Origin of the sequence: Dyella sp. BiH032, assembly GCF_031954525.1 — a bacterium.
GTDB lineage: Bacteria > Pseudomonadota > Gammaproteobacteria > Xanthomonadales > Rhodanobacteraceae > Dyella_D.
Window position 1 is genome coordinate 2,819,955 of sequence record NZ_CP134867.1, and the last position, 20,602, is coordinate 2,840,556.

Genomic DNA, 20,602 nt, shown 5'->3' on the forward strand with positions numbered 1-20,602 from the left:
GCCGCGAGGTCCGGTCACTGGGCGGACTGGCTGGCCTGCGTTGCCTTGGCCGCTTCCTCGATCAGCCGCGCGACAGCGTCGGGATGCGACACCATCACTACGTGCGACGCGCCCTTGACCACCACGACGTCCCTGGCGTGCGCGCGCATGGCCATGAAGGCCATCGCTTCCGGCGGGATGTTCTTGTCCGCGCTGCCGTAGATGTGCCAGGACGGCAGGGTCTTCCATGCCGCCTCGCCGCTCGGCTCGTTGAGCGCGGCCTCCGTCACCGGTCGCTGCGTCACGGCCATCAGCGCCGCCTGCGGCGCGGGCACGTCGGCGGCGAACTGCGCGCGGAACTTGTCCTGCAGGATGTAGAGGTCCTTGCTGCCGTCCGGCAGCGTCACCGCGGGAGCCAAGGCCTGGCCCAGCGTGCTGCCGGGGAACTTGCCGGCCAGTCCGGCGACGGTCTCGCCAGTATCGGGCGAGAACGCGCTGACGTACACCAGCGCCTTGACGTTCGGACGGCCATTGGCCGCCTCCGTGATGACGCTGCCGCCGTAGGAGTGGCCGACCAGCACCACCGGCCCCTTCAGCGCGCCGACCAGGCTGGCGACGTACTGGCCGTCGCTCTTCACGCCGCGCAGCGGATTGGCCGCGGCGATCACGAAATAGCCGTCCTTGCGCAGGATCCTGGCCACGTCGTTCCAGCTCGACCCATCGGCAAACGCGCCGTGCACGAGCACGATGTACGCCTTGTCGGGCATCTGCATCGGCATCGCCGTCTGCGCGAACGCACTCTGGCCGGCAACCATGGCCGCGGCCATGGCCAGGCCTGCGAAAAGCTTCTTCATTGCGGATCTCCTTCAGTGAAAGGGCCGGGCCACACAGGTCCGGCGGATGGTGCGGCGCATCCGTTCGCTTGCGCGCCCTTGCCGGGACGCGCAAAGGACTAGGGCGCGTAGCGGGTGAACACGTAGTCGTGGCCTTTCGCCAGGGCCTGGTGGCAGGCGAAGCAGGTGCGGTGTTGCGCCTCGTCGGCCGGCTTGCCGTCGATGAAGCGGCCGAAACCCCAGCCGCCGGTGGCGGCGTATTTCTTCGAATCCTTGACCATGAACTGCACGGTGGTCGGTGCGCCGGGGATGGAGGCCGGCGCGAAGTCCGGCGACGGCACGTGCTTCCATGCCAGCTTCGCCAGCACCGTGCCGTCCGGGAAGGGCTGCGCGCCGTCGCGATACGCCTTGATGGCCACCTCGTTGCCGAGCACGGCGCGGATCTCGTTGAGCGGCGCGGCTTCCACGGCTGGGGCGATCAGCTGCCATTGGCGGTAGCCATGCGGAATCCGGACGCCATAGACCGGCGAAGGCTCGCTGCTGCCGGTATCCGTCATGGCGACGGCGGCTACTGTCAGCGTCAGCGCGACGAGCGTCAGGCCGGCGGCATAAAGATGGATCGATTTCATCGGATCGCTCCCGTCTGGTGCGTTCACATGCCGTCGGCGTCGATCACCGCCTGGGTGAAGGCCTGCGGCGCTTCCTGCGGCAGGTTGTGGCCGATGCCGCCCGTGATCAGGCGGTAGTCGTACTTGCCGGTGAAATGGCTGCGGTAGGACTCGGCGGTCGGATGCGGGGCACCGTTGGCATCGCCTTCCATGGTGATGGTCGGCACGGCGATCGGCGGGAACGTCGCCAGCTTCTGCTCCAGCGCGGCATACCGCGGCTCACCCTCCGCCAGACCCAGACGCCAGCGGTAGTTGTGGATCGCGATGGCGACCTGGTCGGGGTTGTCCAGCGCGGCGGCGCTGCGCGCGAAGGTCGCGTCGTCGAAGTGCCATTGCGGCGAGGCGAGCTGCCAGATCAGTTTCGCGAAGTCGTGGGTGTACTGCTGGTAGCCCGCGCGGCCGCGATCGGTGGCGAAGTAGAACTGGTACCACCACTGATACTCCGCCTTCGGCGGCAGCGGCTGCAGGCCGGCGGCCTGGCTGCCGATCAGGTAGCCGCTGACGGACACCAACGCCCTCACCCGCTGCGGCCACAGGGCCGCGACGATATCCGCCGAGCGCGCGCCCCAGTCGTAGCCGGCGAGCGTGGCACGCTGGATCCCGAGCGCGTCCATGAAGTCGACGACGTCCTGCGCCAGCGCCGCGGGTTCGGCATTGCGCGGCGTATCGGCGGAAAGGAAGCGCGTCGCGCCGTAGCCGCGCGCATAGGGCACCAAGACCCGATAGCCCTTCGCCGCGAGCGCGGGTGCCACCACGTCGTAGCTGTGGATGTCGTACGGCCAGCCATGCAGCAGGATGACGGCGGGGCCGTTGACCGGGCCGAGCTCCGCATAGGCCACGTCCAGCACGCCGGCCTTGACGTGTTTCGACGGCCGGAGCGGATCGCGCGCTTCCGTGGCTTGCGTTGCCGGCCCCTGCCCGGCTTGCGCGTCGGTGGCGCCGATCGTGCCCGACTGCGTGATGGCCGCCACGAGGATGGCCGCGCCCAGCAGGTGGCGATAGCGAGTATGTGCGTCATGGGACATGGGTGTGTCTCCGGTAGGTCAGCGATTCGTTTGGCGAGGCCGGCGCGAGGCCGGCCGTTCTTTTGAGTGCGTCACTCTTCAGGGGCGTCGAGCACCGCTCGCGCCGCTTCCGCGAAAGCTTCCGGCACCCAGAGCTGCACGCCGGTCGTTCCGCCTTGCATGCCCAGGTCGATGCCGCTCACCGTCGTGGGTATGTCGGCCCACGCCAGGCGCAGCCGGGCCAGTTCCGCGTCCAGGGCGGTGGGATAGCTGCGGATGGCGATCACCGCCCTGCGCCTCCCTGCGCGCCCGCCGATTTCCGCAGGGGCTTGAAGGCGGCGCGCAGTTCCTCGGCGAACAGCTGCGGTTGCTCCCAGGCGGCGAAGTGCCCGCCCTTGGCGGCTTCGTGGAAGTAGTACAGCGAGGGATAGGCGCGCCTGGCCCAGCTTTCCGGCGCGCGGTAGATCTCGCCGGGGAAGACGGTGATGGCCACCGGCACCTTGATCTCGTAGGTCTTCTGCGCCTTGGCGCTGAAATTGTTGTTGTTGTTTTCCCAGTAGAACCTCGACGACGACGCGCCGGTGTCGGTGAGCCAGTACAGCGTGATGTCGTCGAGGATTTCGTCGCGGCCGAGTACGCGCTCCGGCTGGTGGCCGCTGTCGGTCCACTCGGCGATCTTTTCGTACATGAAGGCCGCCAGGCCACTGGGCGAATCGGTGAGCGAATAGCCGATGGTCTGCGGGCGCGTCACCATCATCGCCCCGTAAGCCGCGTTGCGGCCGAAGAAGGTACTGAGCGCGTTGTAGGCACGCAGCTCGTCGGCGGAGAGCCCGGCCGGCGCCGGATCGCCGGCATTGATCGGCTTGACCAGTTCCGGCGGAATGGTGGCCGGCATGTTGAGGTGGATGCCGAGCAGACCCGATGGTGCCTGTCGCGCCAGCGCGTCGGAGATCACCGAGCCGTGGTCGCCGCCCTGCGATACATAGTGCGTATAACCCAGGCGCTTCATCAGCGTGTCCCAGGCGCGCGCCACGCGGTCGGGATTCCAGCCGGTGACCGTCGGGCGGCCGGAGAAGCCATAGCCCGGGATGGCGGGAATCACCACGTCGAAGGCATCTTCCGGACGGCCGCCGTACGCCACGGGATTGGTCAGCGGGCCGATGGTCTTGAGGAACTCCAGCGGCGAACCGGGCCAGCCATGGGTGAGGATCAGCGGCATCGCATTCGGTTCGCGCGAACGCACGTGGATGAACTGGATGTCCACGCCATCGATCGTGGTCACGAACTCCGGCAACGCATTCAGCGTCGTCTCCAGGCGGCGCCAGTCGTAGCCATTGCCCCAATAGCGCACCAGCTCCTGCACGCGTGCGAGCTGGATGCCCTGGGATTCGTCGCCGACCGTTTCCTTGTCCGGCCAGCGCGTCCGCGCGATGCGCTCGCGCAGTTCGTCCAGCTGCGCCTGCGGCACATGGATCTGGAACGGCCGAATACTGGTGTCCTCCTTCAAGGCCGACGCCCGGCCGGCGGCTTCCTGCGCAGCAGACGGCGCCGCTTCGGCGAAGCCACCCATGGCACATAGGGCAAGACCGCAGGCGAAGGCCGCGGCGCGATGGGCAAGCGGGCGATGCCGCGCCACGGTGGACGGACTGGACATATTCAATCTCCGTTTGAGTGAGGCGGCCGCACCAGCCGGTGGCTGGATCGAAAGGTGCCGCGTAACGGCGATCAGACCAGCCGCATGGTGCAGTGGCGATTGCACGATGGTGTCGGTCGATACCTTGGTATCGATGCAGGCCATCACGAATGAGCATGGCTGCGCACGGCGCGTGCCTTCGGTCGCCGCAGTGCCCGAGCCCCGGAGCGTCTTGCGGAATTGCGATCGCTTGCGCGCACCTGGCGCGCCATGCCAACCGCCGTGAGGCGGTCCGCGCCTCGAGCCAGCCGTGTTAGCGCCGCGCTAGCAGGAAATAACAACAGCCGCGCGGTGACACCAACGTATGATGGGCCGGCACCGTCGATGGGCGCATGCTCTCTTGATGACGGTGGCCGAGAGAGGCCGTATGGATAATGAGCTCAGCAGCGTCGTCGACCTGCTGCCTGGCTTGGTGTGGACCATGTTCCCCGATGGCCGCCTCGCCCAGATCAACCGGGCCTGGTGCGACTACGCCGGCGTCGATGCCGCAGAGGCACGCAGGCGCGGATGGTCCGCGCTGGTCCATCCTGACGACCTGCCCGCATGGCTCGATGGCTGGTCTTCCCGCACTCCCTCTCCGCCACTGGAAACCGCCGTACGCCTGCGCCGCTTCGACGGTGTCTATCGGCGGTTCGTGCTGCGGACCCGTCCGCTGTCGAAGGCATCCGAGGCCGGATGGTGTGGCGTGGCGGTCGAGGCCGAAGGCTGCGTGCCTGCCGAACGCATGCCGGACCTGCAGGAGGCGGGCCTGCGCGCCGTCATGGACAGCGTGCCCACCTTCATCGGCCTTGCCGCGCCCTCCGGCGGCGTGGAGTACTTCAATCGCTTCGCGCTCGACTACCTGGGCGCCACGCTGGAGGAAATGGAAGGCTGGAAAGCCACCCGCATGGTCCACCCCGACGAGCTGCCGGCCGTGCTGGTCGCGTGGACACACGCCGTGCAGACCGGCGAGCCGTACGACTTCGTGCATCGCGTGCGCCGCGCCGACGGAAGCTACCGCTGGTTCCAGGTGCGAGGCCTGCCGATGCGGGACGAAACCGGGCGGATCACGCGCTGGTTCGTCGTCAACACGGACATCGACGAGCAAAAGCGCGGCGAGGACCTGCTCGCGGGCGAGAAGCAACTGCTCGACATGGTGGCGCGCGACCGCCCGCCGCAGGACATCCTCGATGCGTTCTGCAAGCTGGTCGAAACCGCCGTCGCCGGGTGCCGTTGCACCGTGATGCTGCTTGACCGCTCCGGCACGCGCATGGGCCTATGCGCCGGGCCGAGCCTCCCTGCCCGCTATATCGAGACCATTGCCGAGTGTGCGATCGGCACCGACATCGGCCCATGCCCGATGGCAGCGCGACTGCAGGAACAGATCATCGCGCCCGACCTGGCGCTGGAAACGCGCTGGGCGGCCACCCGCTGGCCCTCGATGGCCATGTCGCACGGCCTGCGTTGCTGCTGGTCGACGCCGATCGTCGCCAAGTCCGGCGAGAGCTTAGGCGTTTTTGCTATCTACTACGAGCGCCCGCGCTCGCCCGGACGGCAGGACCTGGCGCTGATCGATCAGCTCACCCATATCGCGGGCACCGCCATCGAACGCATGCACTCGCGGCTGACGCTGCGGCACGCGCTGGACGACGTCCGCGCGTCGGAGGACCGGCTGCGCAGCATCATCGATGCCATCCCCGGCTTCGTCTGGAGCACGGCGCCCGACGGCAGCGTCGACTTCCTCAACCAGCGCTGGAGCGAATACACCGGCATGCCGCTGGAAGAAGCGCGCGACTTCGGCTGGACGTCGGCCGTGCATCCGGACGATGCCGCCGCACTGGCCGCTTACTGGCAGGCGCTGCTCGAAGCCGGACTGCCCGGCGAATACGAAGCGCGGCTGCGCCGCCACGATGGCGTCTATCGCTGGTTCCTGATCCGCGCGGTGCCGCAGCGCGACGAGACCGGCCGATTGGTGCGGTGGTACGGCGCCAACACCGACATCGATGACCGCAAGCAGGCGGAGCTGCTGCTGGCCGGCGAAAAGCGGCTGCTCGGCCTGATGGCGGGCGGCGCACTGCTCGCGCCCATCCTGGACGAAGCCTGCCGGTTGATCGAGAGCGTGCTGGACGGCGCACTCTGTGGCGTAGTGCTGGTGGATGCCCGCCGCTCGCATCCCGCGCGCGCCGGCGACGCCAGCCTCTACCTGCAAGCCGGCGCCGCTCCGACCCTGCCGGCGGCCGTGCTGGAGACGGTCGTGGGCCGCGTCGTGGATGCGAACGCCAACCCCATCGCCCTGGCGGCCACACGCGGCCGCGTGGTGATCTCGGCCGACCTGGCGCACGAGCAGCGCTGGCAACCATGGCGTGCGATCGCGCTGGCGCAAGGCATCCGGGCGAGCTGGTCGATACCTGTCGGGGCCGGCAGCAGCATGGCGGCCGGCGTGCTGTCGATCCTGTTCCGCCAGGCCAAGACGCCGGAACCGGCGCACGAAGCGCTGATCGCCCGCTTCGCTCACCTGGTCAATATCGCCATCGAGTGCGCGCGCTGGGAGGCGGCGCTGCGGCAGAGCGAGGCCTTCCTCGCCAAGGCTCAGCGCCTGAGCCTGACCGGCACGTTCTCGTGGCGGGTGGAGGAAGACGAGATCGCCTGGTCCGAGGAGATCTATCGCATCGTCGAAGTCGATCCGGCGGCGTCGCCCACCTTCGACCTGCTCTATACCCGCATCCATCCCGAAGACATCCCCGCCTTCAGCGAAGTGTTCAAGCGGCAGCGGGTCGAGGGGCGCGACTTCGAGCACGAGCACCGGCTGCTGATGCCCGATGGCCGGGTCAAGCACGTGCACCTCGTCGCCCATGCCAACCGCGACGAAGACGGCGGACTGGAATACATCGCCGCCGTACAGGACATCACCCAGCGCCGCCTCTCGGAGGAAGCGCTGGGCAAGGTCCGGTCCGAGCTGTCCCACGTCGCCAGGGTGGCGACGCTGGGTGCGCTCACGGCATCGATCGCGCACGAAGTGAACCAGCCGCTGGCCGGCATCATCACCAATGCAAGCACCTGCCTGCGCATGCTCGCGGCGGATCCGCCCAACGTGGAAGGCGCGCGCGAAACCGCGCGCCGCACGATCCGCGACGGCAACCGCGCCTCCGAAGTGATCCGGCGGCTGCGCGCTTTGTTCGCGAAGAAAGCGACCTCCGCGGAACGGGTCGACCTCAATGAGGCGGCGCGCGAAGTGACCGCGATGCTGCTGGGCGAACTGCAGCGGCACAGCGTGATCCTGCAACCCGAGTTCGCCGAAGCGTTGCCGCCGGTCCGGGGCGATCGCGTGCAGCTGCAGCAGGTCATCGTCAACCTCATGCTCAATGCGGCCGATGCCATGCAAGCCGTGATCGACCGCCCTCGCCAGCTGCGGCTGAGCACTCACGTGGACGAGGATGGGCGCGTATGCCTGGCGGTCCGCGACAACGGCGCGGGCCTCGAAGGCGAGGACACCGAGCGGCTGTTCCAGGCTTTCTACACCACCAAGAGTTCGGGCATGGGCATCGGCCTGTCGGTGAGCCGCTCCATCATCGAGAGCCATGGCGGCGAGCTGTGGGCCGCGCCCAACGACGGGCCGGGCGCCTGCTTCTGCTTCGCCGTTCCGGCGTGGTCCGAGGCCGAAGGCGCAGTACCGGCTGGCGGCGACGGTGAGGCGCCGGGCCTGGCGCATGCCGGCGATGCGGCGGAGCTGTCCTGATGCCGCCTTTGCTCATCGTGGTTGTCGACGACGACGAGTCGGTGCGCGAGTCGCTGCCGGACCTGCTGAAGGAATTCGGCTTCGCCGCGCAGGCCTTTCCTTCCGGAGAGGCGTTCCTCGCCTCCGGTCTCGTCGAGGCGACCCGCTGCCTGATCCTCGATCTGGCGATGCCTGGCATGCGCGGCACCGAGTTGCAGCGGGAACTGCGCCGGCGCGGCCACGATATCCCGGTCATCTTCATCACCGCCCACGGCGACGCGGCCGACCGCCCGCGGCTGATCCGCCAGGGCGCCGTGGACTGCCTGTTGAAACCCTTCAGCGAAGCGGACCTGCTCCGCGCGCTCAGTACCGCCTTGCCGGTCGAGTGAATGCGCCCATCTCACGAGGACACCATGGCATGTTGAGTACACACTCCTTCCTCGCCCGCGAACCGGACCCGCGACCGGCCTCTACCCCCGTGCCCGTCGTGTACGTCGTCGACGACGACGTGTCGGTACGCGAATCGCTGGAGCTGGTGATCCGCCACGCCGGATGGCAACCGGTACTGCTCGCGTCCGCGCAGGCCTTTCTTTACCAACCGCGGGCCGCGGGGCCAAGCTGCCTGCTGCTCGACGTCAACCTGCCCGATCTCAACGGCCTGGACCTGCAGGCGCGCCTTGCTGGCGAGCGCCTCGGCATGCCGATCGTCTTCATCACCGGCTACGGCGACGTGCCGCTCGCGGTGCGGGCGATGAAGGCGGGCGCGGTCGAGGTGCTGACCAAGCCGTACGACGGCGATGCCCTGCTCCGTGCGATCGCCGACGCGCTCGGGCGCAGCCGTTGCGCGCTCGACGAAGAGGCGCGGCTGCAGCCCTTGCGCGAACGCCATGCCTCGCTTAGCCCGCGCGAACGCGAGGTGCTGGCGCTGGTCGTCGCCGGGCGCCTGAACAAGCAGATCGCCGCGGAACTCGGCATCAGCGAAATCACCATCAAGGCCCATCGCGGGCGGGTGATGCGCAAGATGAAGGCACGCTCGCTGGCGGACCTGGTGAAGATGGCGGCGCTGCTCGCACCCGCGGATCGTCCGAACGATTGATACCGGCCGGATGGTCCGGCCGGCCGCCGTCAACCTTGCAGCGTCGGCGCCTCGATCGCTTCGCGCCACAACCGTTCCAGCTCACGGCGATCCAGCGTGCCGGCACCTTCCGCGGCCTCGTCCATCCAAGGCGCGAGCAGTTCGCGTGCCGCCTGCCGGCCGCCTCGTTCCAGTCGCCACCGGGCCCGTTCCATGGTCGACCGCAGGGTCCAGGCCCGCGCGCCTTGCTGCCTGCTTAGCGTGAGCGATTCGTCGAGCACGGTGTCGGCCGCGGCTTCGTGGCCGGCATCGAGCGCTCGCATCGCGCCGGCCTTGATCCGCAGCAGCTCCGGCAGCGCGAACGCGTCTCCGCTGCGGCGGCAATGCGCGATGGTGCCATCCACCAGCCGCTCGGCCTCGGCATGGCGGCCGCTCAGCACCAGGCCTTCGGCCAGCGCGATCTCGAACGTGGTGGTGAGCAGCTCGTAGCGCATGCCATGCAGCCGCGCGAGGCTTTCCTCCAGCCAGCCGATGGCCTCGTCGGAGCGGCCGGCGCGGATCGCGATCGCGCCGCGCATGCCGAGCGAGGCGGCGATGTACGGCGCGAGCATGTTCGCTTCGGCGATGCGCTCGAACGTCGCCGCACTCGACGAGGCTTTGTCCAGATCGCCCATCCAGATGTAGATGCCCAGCGTCCACACCAGCGCGATGCAGTGCGTGACGGGGTGGTCCAATGCGGCGGCGTCGCTCTCGACCCGCTCGGCCCACTGCCGCGCCTGATCGGGAAAGCCCTGCAGCCAGAGTGTCCGCGCCAAAGCCAGGCCGGTACGGTTGCGATGGTCGAAACCGTAATGGATCGTGTGGCTGCGCCGGGGCGGCGGGCTGTATTTCAGCGCCTTCTCCAGTTCCTGGCGCGCGCGGCGCTGGTCTCCCAGCAGGTGATGGGATACGCCCGCGAGCGACGCGGCGACCGCCATCGCGTCCAGTTCGCCGATCGCGTCGCCCACGCCGATCGCCTGTTCGGCCCATGCCAGCGAAGACGGGAAATCGCCGATGCGCTCGTAGAAGATCTGCAGCCGACCCAGCAGGCGCAGCTGAGACCGGTGGTCGTCCAGCGCCACGGCGATGTCCATGGCTCGCCGCAGCGCGGTCTCGGCCGCACCGCTGTTGCCGCGCGTGAACATCAGCACCAGGCCCAGTGCGCCCTGCAGCTCCATCTCGGTGCGTGTGCCGAAGTAGCCGAGGGCGAGCAGAGCGGTGGCGCGCTCGCACCAGGTCCGGCATTCGACCAGCAGCGAGAAGTGCAGGAACAGAGGCGCACTCGCCGCGGCCAGCGGCAACGCCAACCCGGGGTCGCCCTGTGGCCCGAAGCTCCATTCCAGCGCACTGCGGATGTTGCCCAGCTGGCTGGCGAGGCGAGCGGAGCGGTCGAATACCTGGTCCGGCGTCGCGCCCAGACTGCCGAGCAATTCCGTGTAGTAGGCCGCGTGCCGGAAGCACACGGCATGCACTGCCGGCTCGCCGTGCGCGGCGAGCTTCTCCCTGGCATAGGCGCGCGTCATCTCCAGCAGGCGATAGGCATGCGTCGCCTCGGAGCGGTCCGTCGCGACCAGACCCTTGGACACGAGCTCGTCCAGCAGCGCGGCGGCCGTCACCGCGTCGACGCGCTCGTCGGAGACCACCTGGGCGGCGGCTTCCTGCGAGAACGGACCGACGAACACGGCGAGCCGGTCGAACATCAGGCGTTCGGACGGCGACAGCAGGCCATAGCTCCATTCCAGCGTCGCGCGCAGGGTCTGCTGCCTGGGCAGGGCCGTGCGCAGTCCGGGCCAGCCCAGCGAAAAGCGTTCGCCGAGCATCGCGTGCGTCGCGCGGATGCCATATGCCGCCGCGCGCACGGCAGCCAGTTCGATGGGCAGCGCCATGCCGTCGAGCCGGCGGCACATGTCCGCGATCAGGCGCGCTGCTTCCAGATCGATCTTCAGTGCCGCATTGCCGGCGGAGATGCGTTCCACGAACAGACGTATCGCCGGAAAGGCGAGCAGCTGGTCGGCGGTGAGCGCTTCCGTTTCCAGCGGGAAGTCCAGTGCATGCAGCCAATGCAGTTGTTCGTCGCGCGCCCGCAGCGGTTCGCGGCTGGTGGCCAGCACGCCGGTGCCGGGCGCCTCGGCGCGAATCCGCTCGACGATCGCCGATACGGTGGTGACCACGTGCTCGCAGTTGTCGACGATCAGCAGCAGCGGCCGCGTGCGCAGATGCGCGAGCAACACGAACACCGGGTCCTCGGCCTGCACCGGCAACCCCATGGCGCCGGCCAGGGCCGAAGGCACCAGGGCGGGATCCTCCACCTGCGCCAGGTCCACGAAGTGGACGCGTTCGTACGTGCCGCCGGCAAGCCGGTGACCGACCTCGACCGCCAGGCTGGTCTTGCCGACGCCGCCGGTGCCGACCACGGTGAACAGCCGAGGCTCGGCCAGCCGGCCGACGACCAGCTCGATGTCCGCCTCGCGCCCGATCAGGCGTGTGCGCCGCGGCAGGCTGCCCGCGCCAACCGGCGGTTGCGCGACGTCCGTCGCAGCCATCGCTGTCGGCGGGCTGACGGCTCTTTCGATCGGCGCCACGAAGGCATAGCCGACGCCGACCTGTGTCGTGATGTAGCGCGCGCCATTCTCGCCGTCGCCGAGGATCCGGCGCAGGCTGGTCATATGGAAGCGCAGGCTGCCCTCTTCGACGACCACGCCCGACCAGACCCGCCCCAGCAGTTCGCGCTTCGTCACCACCCTGCCCGGCTGCGCGGCCAGGGCGATCAGGATGTCCAGCGCGCGGCCGCCGATGTCCAGCGGCAGGCCGTCCTTGATCAGCAGGCGCTTGCCGGGGACGAGGCGGAACGGCCCGAAGACGACATCCGCGCCGGGGGATTCGAGCTGCTCGTCGGGAGGAAGCTCCACAGGAAATCGCTCTCTCGCATCATCGATAACACGGCGGCGAACGGCCGACGCGGGAACTTCGCAAGTTCCTGATGATAAGAGATTCGCGAAGCCGCTCAAGCCGCCACCGCGCGATTCGCGAAAGCAGGCACGCGCCGCGCAGGCCAGTTCGGCGCCGCCCTCGAGATGGCGCAACGGGACACGCGCCGCACGCGGCCGTTCAAACGACCTCGATGGCAACGTCCACGTTGCCCCGGGTCGCCTTGGAATACGGGCAATTCTGGTGCGCGGCATCGATCAGCCGCTGCGCGAGCTCCGGCGCAATGCCCGGCATCGAGACCGCGAACCGTGCCTGCAGGAAGAAACCCTGTTCGCCGTGTCCCAGGTCCACCTCGGCCACGACCGAGGTGTCGGCGGGGAATTCGATCCTGCGCGCATGGGACGCATGGCGCAGTGCGCTGATGAAACAGGCCGACCAGCACGCAGCGAAGAGCTGCTCGGGATGCGTGCCGTCCCCCGGGGCGCCCGGCGGGGTGAGCTTGATGTCCAGGCGGCCGTCGTCGCTGCGCGCATGGCCTTCGCGCCCGCCCACCGTGCGGGTCGTCCCGGTATGGAGGATTTTTCGAACCGTGATCATGATCGTTCCGTGGATGCCGGCGCCGCGCACCAGCGGAGTTGGCCCGGAGCGGGCGCGAATCCTGGCCGCCTCGTGCGCGGCGGCAGTTTCAGGGGATGGCCCGGCTTTTCTCGCGCTGCGCGATGCCACGCACGCCCTCGGCCGGCCGCCGCGCAAGCCGCTGCAGTTGCCGCAAGGCTTCCTGCTCCATGCCGCGGTCCAGGCCAAGGGCATCGCCCAGCGCCCCGGGCGATCGCTCTCCCTGCAGATGGCTCGCCATCCGCAGGCGCGCGACGCCGAGCAGCCAGGCGCGAAGCGGCTGCCTCGGGTCGTAGCTGGCACGTTGCTGATATATGGCAACGAGGGTTTCCAGGGTCAGCACCTCCACGTCGAGCGCGCCTCCGCGTCGCTGCCCTTCGAAATACGCCAGCAGCAGCGGCGCCACCGCCTGGAAAAACGCCTGGAAGGAGTGGCCATCGGTGCGGGCATCGGCCTCGAGCCAGGCGCGAAGTTCGTCGTTGCTGGCCCGGCCTGCCGTCGCCACGCAGTGGGCGCGGCCAACGTCATGCTTGTCGTTCACTGCCATACCTCCCTTTCGCCCTCGCACGCCGCGGCATCGGCATACCGTGGCGCCAAGGATGGGAGCGCGGGCGGGCCATCGCCAGTTATGAGGTATTAGCGCGTGTTAGCTGCGCGGCGAAAGGGCGCTGGCGAGCCGCATACGTGCGGTCGCGCGAGGCGATGGGTGGTGGCTGCGGACCGCCTTCGAATGGCGGTCCGCACGCAGGTGGTGATGGCGCGAGTCCGACGCGGATAGCGTCCGTCGCCGGCGAGTCTCAGGGCTGCGCGCCCGCGCGGATCGTCGCTTCGTTGATCGCCCGCACCTTGGCCGCATCCATCTTCTCGACCTTGCGGTCGTAGGTGAAGAAGCCGTTGTGCTCGCCTTCGACGTCGGTGATCTGCGTGTACACGCTGCCCGACATACCCTTCGGCACGCCTTTGTCGCGCAACACGGCGGTATTGGCGACGTAGCCGGCGGTGAGCGCGTCGCGGTCCTTCACGGCGCCATAGGGATTGATCGGCGTGTTGGGCCAGACGTGGCCTGGAATGTTCAAGGTCAAACCGCCGTGCTCGCCATCGATGGCGGCGCGCGTCGCATCCGGGCTGGGCAAGCCGGGGCCCTGGTAATCGTGCACATCGTAGACGTCGCCGGCGTGCGGGTCGCCCTTCATGTCGCAGCAATTGGCGCCGCTGCGCGCATTGACCAGGCGCGACGGGTCGAGCTGCTTGATCTGCGTCGCCAGCTCGGCGGCGGCCGGGATGCTCCACTGGCCCCAGCCTTCGTTGAACGGGATCCAGCCGATGATCGAGGTCTCGCCCTTGAGCTGCTCCACGATGGCCGAGACGTCCGCGCGGAAGCTGGCCTTGTCGGCATCGCTGAGCTTGTCGTTGCGATCGGTCGGCAGCGCCGGCATGTCCTGCCAGACCATCAGGCCGATGCGGTCGGTCCAGTAATACCAGCGTGCCGGCTCCACCTTGATGTGCTTGCGGATGGTGTTGAAGCCCAGATCCTTGGTCTTCTGGATGTCGAACTTCAGCGCCGCGTCGGTGGGCGCGGTGTGGAGCCCGTCCGGCCAGTAGCCCTGGTCCAGCGTAGCCAGCAGGAAGGTCGGCTTGCCGTTGAGCACGATGCGGTTGCGGCCGCCCACTTTCTCCACGGCAATCGTGCGCAGGCCGGCATAGCTGGTGACTTCGTCGCGCTGGCCGCCCCGGGTGAGCACGGCCTTGAAGGTGTACAGGAACGGATCCTGCGGGCTCCACAGATGCGGCTGCGCGATGGCCAGCCGCAACGGCTGCCCGGCCGGTCCTTTCGCCTCGCCCACCGCCTTGCCGTCCGCATAGGCGGTGACCTGCAGCGTGGCATTGTCGCCGGGCCCCTGCACTTTCGCGTTCACCGTAAAGGCGTCCAGCGAAGCGGCCGGCGCGAATGTCAGCTGCGCCAGGCTGGTCGCCGGCACGGACTCCAGCCATACCGTCTGCCATATACCCGAGGCCGCCGTATAGAAGATGCCTTCAGGCTTGAGCCTTTGCTTGCCGACCATGATGTTGACGGCGTCCACCGGCGCGTGCACGGCGACGACGATCTCCTGCGGTCCTTGCGGCCGAAGTGCCGGCGTGATGTCGGCACTGAAGGACGTATAGCCGCCCGTATGCTGCGTCACCTGCTTGCCATTGACGTACACCGTCGCCTCGTGGCTCACGGCGCCGAAGTTCAGCTGCACGCGCCGGCCTTGGGCGGCGAAAGCTGCGGGAATGTCCACCGTCCTGCGGTAGAACATGTAGTCCGAATGCTTCTGCACGCCGGAGAGCACCGATTCGATCGGATACGGCACCAGCACCTGCTCCTTCAGCGCCTGCCCGAACGGCGGCTTGCCCTTCCCGTCATCCGGCGCGTACTGCCACAGTCCGTTCAAGCTCATCCACTGCGGGTGCTCCAGCGAAGGACGCGCCAGCTGCGGCCGCGGATACTCGGGCAAGGCGTTGCGAGGCGACACCTCGGCCGTCCACGGCGTCGCCAGGGGCGCCGGCTTCCCGCTCCAGGTCGCCGCCGGATCCGACGCCGCCATCGACGGCGAAGCCAAGCCCATGGCCATCGCCACGCCCAACCAGGCGCTCGCGCTCCGTATTCTGATGCTGCCCGTCATCCGCACTCTCCTCGTTGCAGTTCGAAGCGGTGACGACACCGCCGCTCGTGATCCGGTCAATCCGCCAATGGCAACGCCTGTCGTTCCGGCGCAGCGGGCGCCCCGGACGCCTGCTGCGCCAGGAGCGCCGCCTTCGCGGCTTTCGCGGTGTGGTGATCGCCGTCGTGGCTCCAGCCCGGCGGCATCAGCAGGTACAGCAACTTGTTGCGCAGGCCGGGCGCGCGCCACACGTCCCTCCCCAGCAGCCAGAACTCGCCCAGGTATGCGTCAAGGACGCTGAAAGGCTTGACCGGCCGGGTGATGCCGTATTCGATGCGGACGTCCTCGCGCGCATCCATGTATGTGCCGAAGAGGCGGTCCCAGATCGGCAGCAGGTTGCAGAAGTTGGTGTCCATGTAGAGCACGTTCCGCGCGTGGTGGACGCGGTGGTGCGAAGGCGTCAGCAGGATGCGATGCAGCACGCCGAGCTTCCCCTTCGGCAGCACGTTCTCGCCCAGGTGGATGAACTGCCCCCAGAAGCTGTCGATGACCATGATCAGGATCAGCAGCGGCGGGCTGACGCCCAGCAGGATGCAGATGCTGGTACGCACGAAGTCGGCATAGACCGCCTCGAGGAAGATGTGCGCGTAGTTCACCGAGAGGTTCATCGCCACGGGCGCATGGTGCGTGGCGTGCAGGCACCACAGCAGGCGCACCTTGTGGGCGAAGAAGTGGTAGACGAAGTGCGCCAGCTCCCACGCCACGTAGCCGTAGATCAGTCCATACCAGGTCAGCCCGGCCTGGAACGGCGCGAACCGCTGGAACAGGCCGATGCAAAAACTCACCGTGGCGATGGTCAGAAAACTGCCGATGAAGCGGTTCAGCACCATCACCAGCAGCGGGACCTGATAGTCCTCGCGCCGCACCCGGCGCAGGATCACGCCCCGCAGCAGCTCGAACACCAGCAGCAGCGGAATGATCGGCCCGAGCAGCGCGGCGAAGCCGTCCACCGTGAGCAGCGCCCGGTAATCGCCGGACGCCATGACGCGCAGCAAAGACTCCAGGCCGAAGACATCGGACAGCTGGGCGCGGATCGCATTGAAGACATCCATGGCTGCCCCTCATCGGGTAACGGCGTCAGGACCACCTTTCACGGGGCTTGCGCCCCCTCTTGTCCGCGCAATTTGTCACGATCCAAATCTTCATACAAGCGCCAGCGGCTTCCGGCGTCCGATCTGGAGGATGGGTTGGCATACGCGTCGAGCGCTTCGACCGTGGTTGATGGGTCTGTCATTGCGTTGATGAGCCCATTCGCGACACGCACAGACGAGCACAGGAGTGCCGTGCGGCGAGAAGCCGGCGTGCACGCTCCCGCTCGCTCTGACGAAAGCTTGACCTCAACGGCGCTACGTTCGCCGAAGGTTCGCGTGACGCGGGCCCGGCAGATCGGTGCGGTCATACACGCCGCCTCGATATCGCTCCGTCCATCTCGGGAGCCATCCATGCCCTCTGGGAAATCCGCTCCGCCGATCGACCACCCGCTGACCCAGGCGCTCAATGTCCGCCTCGGCCGGCGCAGCTTCCTCCAGATGATGGGGCTCGCCGGTGCCGCGTCGGGCATGGGCTTGCCCATGCTTGGCCAGGCCGCGTTCGCCGCCGGCGTGGCGGCTGCGGCGGCGAGCGACCAGGTCACCGTGAACCTGCGCGTCAACGGCCAGCCGCGGACGCTGCAACTGGATCCGCGCACCACCCTGCTCGACGCGCTGCGCGACCATCTGCAGCTGACCGGCACCAAGAAGGGCTGCGACCACGGCCAGTGCGGCGCCTGCACCGTGCACGTCAACGGCCGGCGCGTGAATTCATGCCTGAGCCTGGCAGCGATGCACGAGGGCGACGAGGTCGTCACCATCGAAGGCCTGGGCCAACCCGGCCATCTGCACCCCATGCAGAAAGCCTTCGTGGAGCATGACGGCTATCAGTGCGGCTACTGCACTTCGGGGCAGATCATGTCCGCCGTGGCAATGCTGCGTGAGCCTTGGGGCGCTTCCGATGCCGAAATCCGCGAGGCGATGAGCGGCAACATCTGCCGCTGCGGCGCCTATTCCAACATCCTCGCGGCGATCAAGCAGGCCCGCGAAGTCTGAGGAGGCCCCATGGAACCGTTCGCCTTCGCACGCGCCAGGAGCCTGGACGAAGCCATGGCCCTGGCCGCGCGCGCCACCACCGCGCAACAGGGTGCCGAGGTGCGCTTCGTCGCGGGCGGCACCACGCTGATCGACCTGATGAAGCTGCAGGTCGAACGTCCGCAACAGGTGGTGGACATCAATCGCCTGCCGCTGGACAAGGTCGAGTCGCAGCCCGGCGGCGGCCTGAAGATCGGCGCACTGGTGCGCAATGCGGACCTGGCCCGTCACCCGGCGGTGGTACGCGACTACGCGGTGCTGTCGCAGGCGCTGCTCGCCGGCGCCTCCGGGCAGTTGCGCAACATGGCCACCACAGGCGGCAATCTGCTGCAGCGCACGCGTTGCGTGTATTTCCGCGATGTGCACACGCCCTGCAACAAACGCGAGCCCGGCAGCGGCTGTTCGGCCATCGACGGATTCAACCGTTCGCTGGCGATCCTCGGCACCAGCGAGCACTGCATCGCCACCAACCCGTCGGACATGAATGTGGCACTGACGGCATTGGAAGCGAGCATCCACATCCTTGGGCCACGGGGCGAACGGCAGGTGCCCGTCGGCGAGTTCTTTCTGTTGCCCGGCGACACGCCGCAACGCGAAACCGTCATGCAACCGGGCGAACTGATCACGCACGTGAGCCTGCCGCCGCCTCATGCGGGGGCACGCTCGCATTACCTGAAGCTGCGGGATCGCGCCTCGTACGAGTTCGCGCTCGCCTCCGCCGCGGTGGTGCTGGCGACCGAGGCCGGGAAGATCTCGCATGCGCGCGTCGCGCTCGGCGGCGTCGGCACGCGCCCCTGGCGCTCGCCGGAGGCCGAGCAGGCGCTGACGGGCAAGCCCGCCGGACGCGAAACGTTCGCCGCCGCCGCGGAAGCAGCCCTGCGCCAAGCCCGCCCGCAATCGCAGAACGCCTTCAAGGTCGAACTGGCCCGGCGCTGCCTGACCCACGCACTCGCCACCGCGGCTACGGCCTGACCTTCGGGAAAACACCGCCATGTCCCCAGCAGACGCTTCCGGCACCCCTGCCCCACCCGTCATCGGCCACGGCGTCGCCCGCATCGACGGGCCGCTCAAGGTCAGCGGCGGAGCGCACTACAGTTCGGACTTCCATCCCGACGGGCTGCTTTACGCCGCACCGGTTTGCGCGCACGTCGCCACCGGCAGGATCGCATCGATCGACACGGACGCGGCCGAACGCATGCCCGGCGTGCACAAGGTCTATACGCGCGGGAACATCGGCACGTTCTACCGCCTGCCGCCCAAGGGCAGCACGCGCATCGACGAGCACCGGCCGCCGTTCGAGGACGACATCATCCGCTACCACGGCCAGTACGTAGCCATGGTGGTCGCGGACACGTTCGAGCAGGCCTGTGCCGCCGCCGACCGCATCAAGGTTGCCTATGCCGACGTGAAGGATCCCGACGTGCGCATGCGCCTGGAGCCAGAGAAAGAGGCGAAGGTCGAGAGCGACCGCGGGGACGTCGATCGCGCGTTCGCCGCGGCGCCGGTGAAGGTCGACCAGACATACACCACGCCCATCGAGACCCACAACCCGATCGAACTGCATGCGAGCGTGTCGGTGTGGGACGGCGAAGGCTTCACGCTGTACGAGAACACGCAGTCGATCATGAACCACCGCGCGGCGATGGCGCAGATGCTCGGCGTACCCAAGGAGCACATGCGCATCGTCACGCAGTATCTGGGCTCGGGTTTCGGCGGCAAGCTGTGGCCGTGGCCGCATGCCTTGCTGGCCGCCGCGGCCGCACGTGACCTGAAGCGCCCGGTGAAGCTGGTCGTGACCCGGCGAATGATGTTCCACGACGTCGGCCACCGCCCCAACACCCAGCAGCGCCTGCGCCTGGGCGCCAACCGCGACGGCACGCTGGTGGCACTGCGGCAGGATTATCTCCATCACTGCGCCCGCGGCGAGGACTACAAGGAAGATTGCGGCGAGGCGACGGGGTATCTGTGGAGCACGCCCAACCTGCGCATCACCGGCTCGTTCGCCCGCCGGGACATCGCGCCACCCACGCCGATGCGCGGGCCCGGCGCGGTGCCGGGGCTGTTCGCGGTCGAGTCGGCGATGGACGAGCTGGCGCTGGCGCTGAAGATGGATCCCGTGCAGCTGCGCCTGCACAACGAGCCGAAGATCGACGAGGCGGAGAACATCCCCTTCTCTTCGCGCCACATGAAGGAATGCCTGACCCGCGGCGCCGAGCGTTTCGGCTGGTCGCGGCGCAACCCCGCCGTCGGCTCCATGCGCGACGGCGACACGGTGCTCGGCTGGGGCGTGGCCTGCTGCTCGTGGATGGCCAAGCAACTGCCGGCCACGGTGAGCGTGATGCTCAACGACGACGGCACCGTGCGCGTCGCCAGCGGCACGCAGGACATCGGCACCGGCACCTATACGGTGGTCGCGCAGATGGCCGCGAGCGCGATCGGCGTGGACATCTCCAAGGTGCAGGTGGTGATCGGCGACACCCGGCTGCCGCCGGGCCCGCTGTCGGGCGGCTCGATGGTCACCGGCTCGATGGTGCCGGCGGTGCTGGACGCCTCCCGGCAGGCGATCGACCAGTTGCTGACCGCCGCCAGCCAGCACGTCCAGGATTTCCACGACGTGGCCAAGGACGACCTCGATTTCCGCGAGGGGCGCGTGTTCCGCAAGGGCGCCAAGGAGGGGCGGCCGTTCGCCGACGTGCTCAAGTCCGCACGCATGGCGCACGTGGAGGGCAAGGGCGATTCGCCCGGCACCATGGGCTCGAAGAAGAACAGCGTGTCCACGCACTCCTACGGCGCGCATTTCGTCGAGGTCGGCTGGCAGCCGCAGATCGCGCGGCTGCGGGTGCGGCGCGTGATGACCGTGATCGACGCCGGGCGCGTGGTCAATCCGATGACGGCGCGCAACCAGATCGAGGGCGCGATCGTGATGGGCGTGGGCATGGCGCTGCTGGAGGAGAACCGCTACGACCATCGCAATGGCATGGTCGTCAATAGCAACCTGGCCGACTATCTGATGGCGACCCACGCGGACACGCCTCATATTGACGTCGAGTTCCTCGACTACCCCGACCTCCAATTCAACGAACTGGGTGCCCGCGGCGTCGGCGAGATCGGCCTGGCCGGCTTCGCCGCCGCCGTGACGAATGCGGTCCACCACGCCACGGGCGTGCGCGTGCGGGATCTGCCGGTGCGGATCGAGGATCTGCTGGCGTCGACCGTGTCGTAACGCGATCGTTGCCCTGTTCGCCT

General features: G+C 68.4%; 16 protein-coding genes. 6 read left to right on the forward strand and 10 right to left on the reverse strand.

Annotated features, from left to right (window positions below):
* Window positions 1-14 precede the first annotated feature (14 nt).
* The 5 genes from RKE25_RS12620 to RKE25_RS12640 all read right to left on the reverse strand — a co-directional run bounded on the left by RKE25_RS12620 (window position 15) and on the right by RKE25_RS12640 (window position 4,138).
* The gene (locus tag RKE25_RS12620; protein ID WP_311838453.1) at window positions 15-833 is read right to left on the reverse strand and encodes an alpha/beta hydrolase; all 819 of its coding nucleotides are present in this window, start codon (window positions 831-833) and stop codon (window positions 15-17) included.
* 98 nt (window positions 834-931) lie between these two features.
* Window positions 932-1,441: a cytochrome P460 family protein gene (locus tag RKE25_RS12625; protein ID WP_311838454.1), complete on the reverse strand. Its 510-nt coding sequence runs from the start codon at window positions 1,439-1,441 to the stop codon at window positions 932-934.
* A 23-nt stretch (window positions 1,442-1,464) separates the two neighbouring features.
* A complete protein-coding gene (locus tag RKE25_RS12630; protein WP_311838455.1) occupies window positions 1,465-2,505 on the reverse strand; it encodes an alpha/beta hydrolase in 1,041 nt (346 codons plus the stop codon).
* A gap of 71 nt (window positions 2,506-2,576) precedes the next feature.
* Complete coding sequence (locus RKE25_RS12635) at window positions 2,577-2,771, reverse strand: hypothetical protein (protein WP_311838456.1); 195 nt, start codon at window positions 2,769-2,771, stop codon at window positions 2,577-2,579.
* Window positions 2,768-4,138, reverse strand: coding sequence for an alpha/beta fold hydrolase (locus RKE25_RS12640; protein WP_311838457.1), 1,371 nt, complete (start codon window positions 4,136-4,138; stop codon window positions 2,768-2,770). The genes RKE25_RS12635 and RKE25_RS12640 overlap by 4 nt, the downstream gene beginning before the upstream one ends.
* 406 nt (window positions 4,139-4,544) lie before the next feature.
* Between RKE25_RS12640 and RKE25_RS12645 the strand changes: the two genes are divergently transcribed.
* Genes RKE25_RS12645 through RKE25_RS12655 form a run of 3 tightly spaced genes read left to right on the forward strand, consistent with a single transcriptional unit; the run spans window position 4,545 to window position 8,967 of the window.
* Window positions 4,545-7,892, forward strand: coding sequence for a PAS domain-containing protein (locus tag RKE25_RS12645; protein WP_311838458.1), 3,348 nt, complete (start codon window positions 4,545-4,547; stop codon window positions 7,890-7,892).
* Window positions 7,892-8,260 carry a response regulator gene (locus RKE25_RS12650; protein ID WP_311838459.1) on the forward strand — a complete coding sequence of 123 codons (369 nt, stop codon included), beginning with the start codon at window positions 7,892-7,894 and terminating at the stop codon, window positions 8,258-8,260. The genes RKE25_RS12645 and RKE25_RS12650 overlap by 1 nt, the downstream gene beginning before the upstream one ends.
* Window positions 8,261-8,289: 29 nt before the next feature.
* Window positions 8,290-8,967, forward strand: a complete 678-nt coding sequence (locus RKE25_RS12655; RefSeq protein ID WP_311838460.1) for a LuxR C-terminal-related transcriptional regulator — start codon at window positions 8,290-8,292, stop codon at window positions 8,965-8,967.
* A 29-nt stretch (window positions 8,968-8,996) separates the two neighbouring features.
* On the opposite strand, the gene RKE25_RS12660 is transcribed toward RKE25_RS12655, so the two are convergent.
* The 5 genes from RKE25_RS12660 to RKE25_RS12680 form a co-directional block, all read right to left on the reverse strand.
* Window positions 8,997-11,894 (reverse strand): winged helix-turn-helix domain-containing protein, encoded by a 2,898-nt coding sequence (locus RKE25_RS12660; protein ID WP_311838461.1) that lies wholly within the window; start codon window positions 11,892-11,894, stop codon window positions 8,997-8,999.
* A 199-nt stretch (window positions 11,895-12,093) separates the two neighbouring features.
* Complete coding sequence (locus tag RKE25_RS12665; protein WP_311838462.1) at window positions 12,094-12,639, reverse strand: organic hydroperoxide resistance protein; 546 nt, start codon at window positions 12,637-12,639, stop codon at window positions 12,094-12,096.
* Window positions 12,599-13,069, reverse strand: a complete 471-nt coding sequence (locus tag RKE25_RS12670; protein ID WP_311838463.1) for a hypothetical protein — start codon at window positions 13,067-13,069, stop codon at window positions 12,599-12,601. Before RKE25_RS12670 ends, RKE25_RS12665 begins: the two co-directional genes overlap by 41 nt.
* A gap of 256 nt (window positions 13,070-13,325) precedes the next feature.
* Window positions 13,326-15,194, reverse strand: a complete 1,869-nt coding sequence (locus tag RKE25_RS12675; RefSeq protein ID WP_311838464.1) for a sugar-binding domain-containing protein — start codon at window positions 15,192-15,194, stop codon at window positions 13,326-13,328.
* A gap of 56 nt (window positions 15,195-15,250) precedes the next feature.
* Window positions 15,251-16,285 (reverse strand): sterol desaturase family protein, encoded by a 1,035-nt coding sequence (locus RKE25_RS12680; RefSeq protein ID WP_311838465.1) that lies wholly within the window; start codon window positions 16,283-16,285, stop codon window positions 15,251-15,253.
* 390 nt (window positions 16,286-16,675) lie between these two features.
* On the opposite strand from RKE25_RS12680, the gene RKE25_RS12685 reads away from it, so the two are divergent.
* Genes RKE25_RS12685 through RKE25_RS12695 form a run of 3 tightly spaced genes read left to right on the forward strand, consistent with a single transcriptional unit; the run spans window position 16,676 to window position 20,579 of the window.
* On the forward strand, window positions 16,676-17,317 hold the full coding sequence (locus RKE25_RS12685; RefSeq protein ID WP_311838466.1) for a 2Fe-2S iron-sulfur cluster-binding protein: 642 nt from the start codon (window positions 16,676-16,678) through the stop codon (window positions 17,315-17,317).
* A 9-nt stretch (window positions 17,318-17,326) separates the two neighbouring features.
* Entirely contained in the window at window positions 17,327-18,328 is a 1,002-nt protein-coding gene (locus RKE25_RS12690) for a xanthine dehydrogenase family protein subunit M (RefSeq protein WP_311838467.1), read from the forward strand.
* 19 nt (window positions 18,329-18,347) lie between these two features.
* Window positions 18,348-20,579, forward strand: coding sequence for a xanthine dehydrogenase family protein molybdopterin-binding subunit (locus RKE25_RS12695; RefSeq protein WP_311838468.1), 2,232 nt, complete (start codon window positions 18,348-18,350; stop codon window positions 20,577-20,579).
* The last annotated feature ends 23 nt before the right edge of the window (window positions 20,580-20,602 follow it).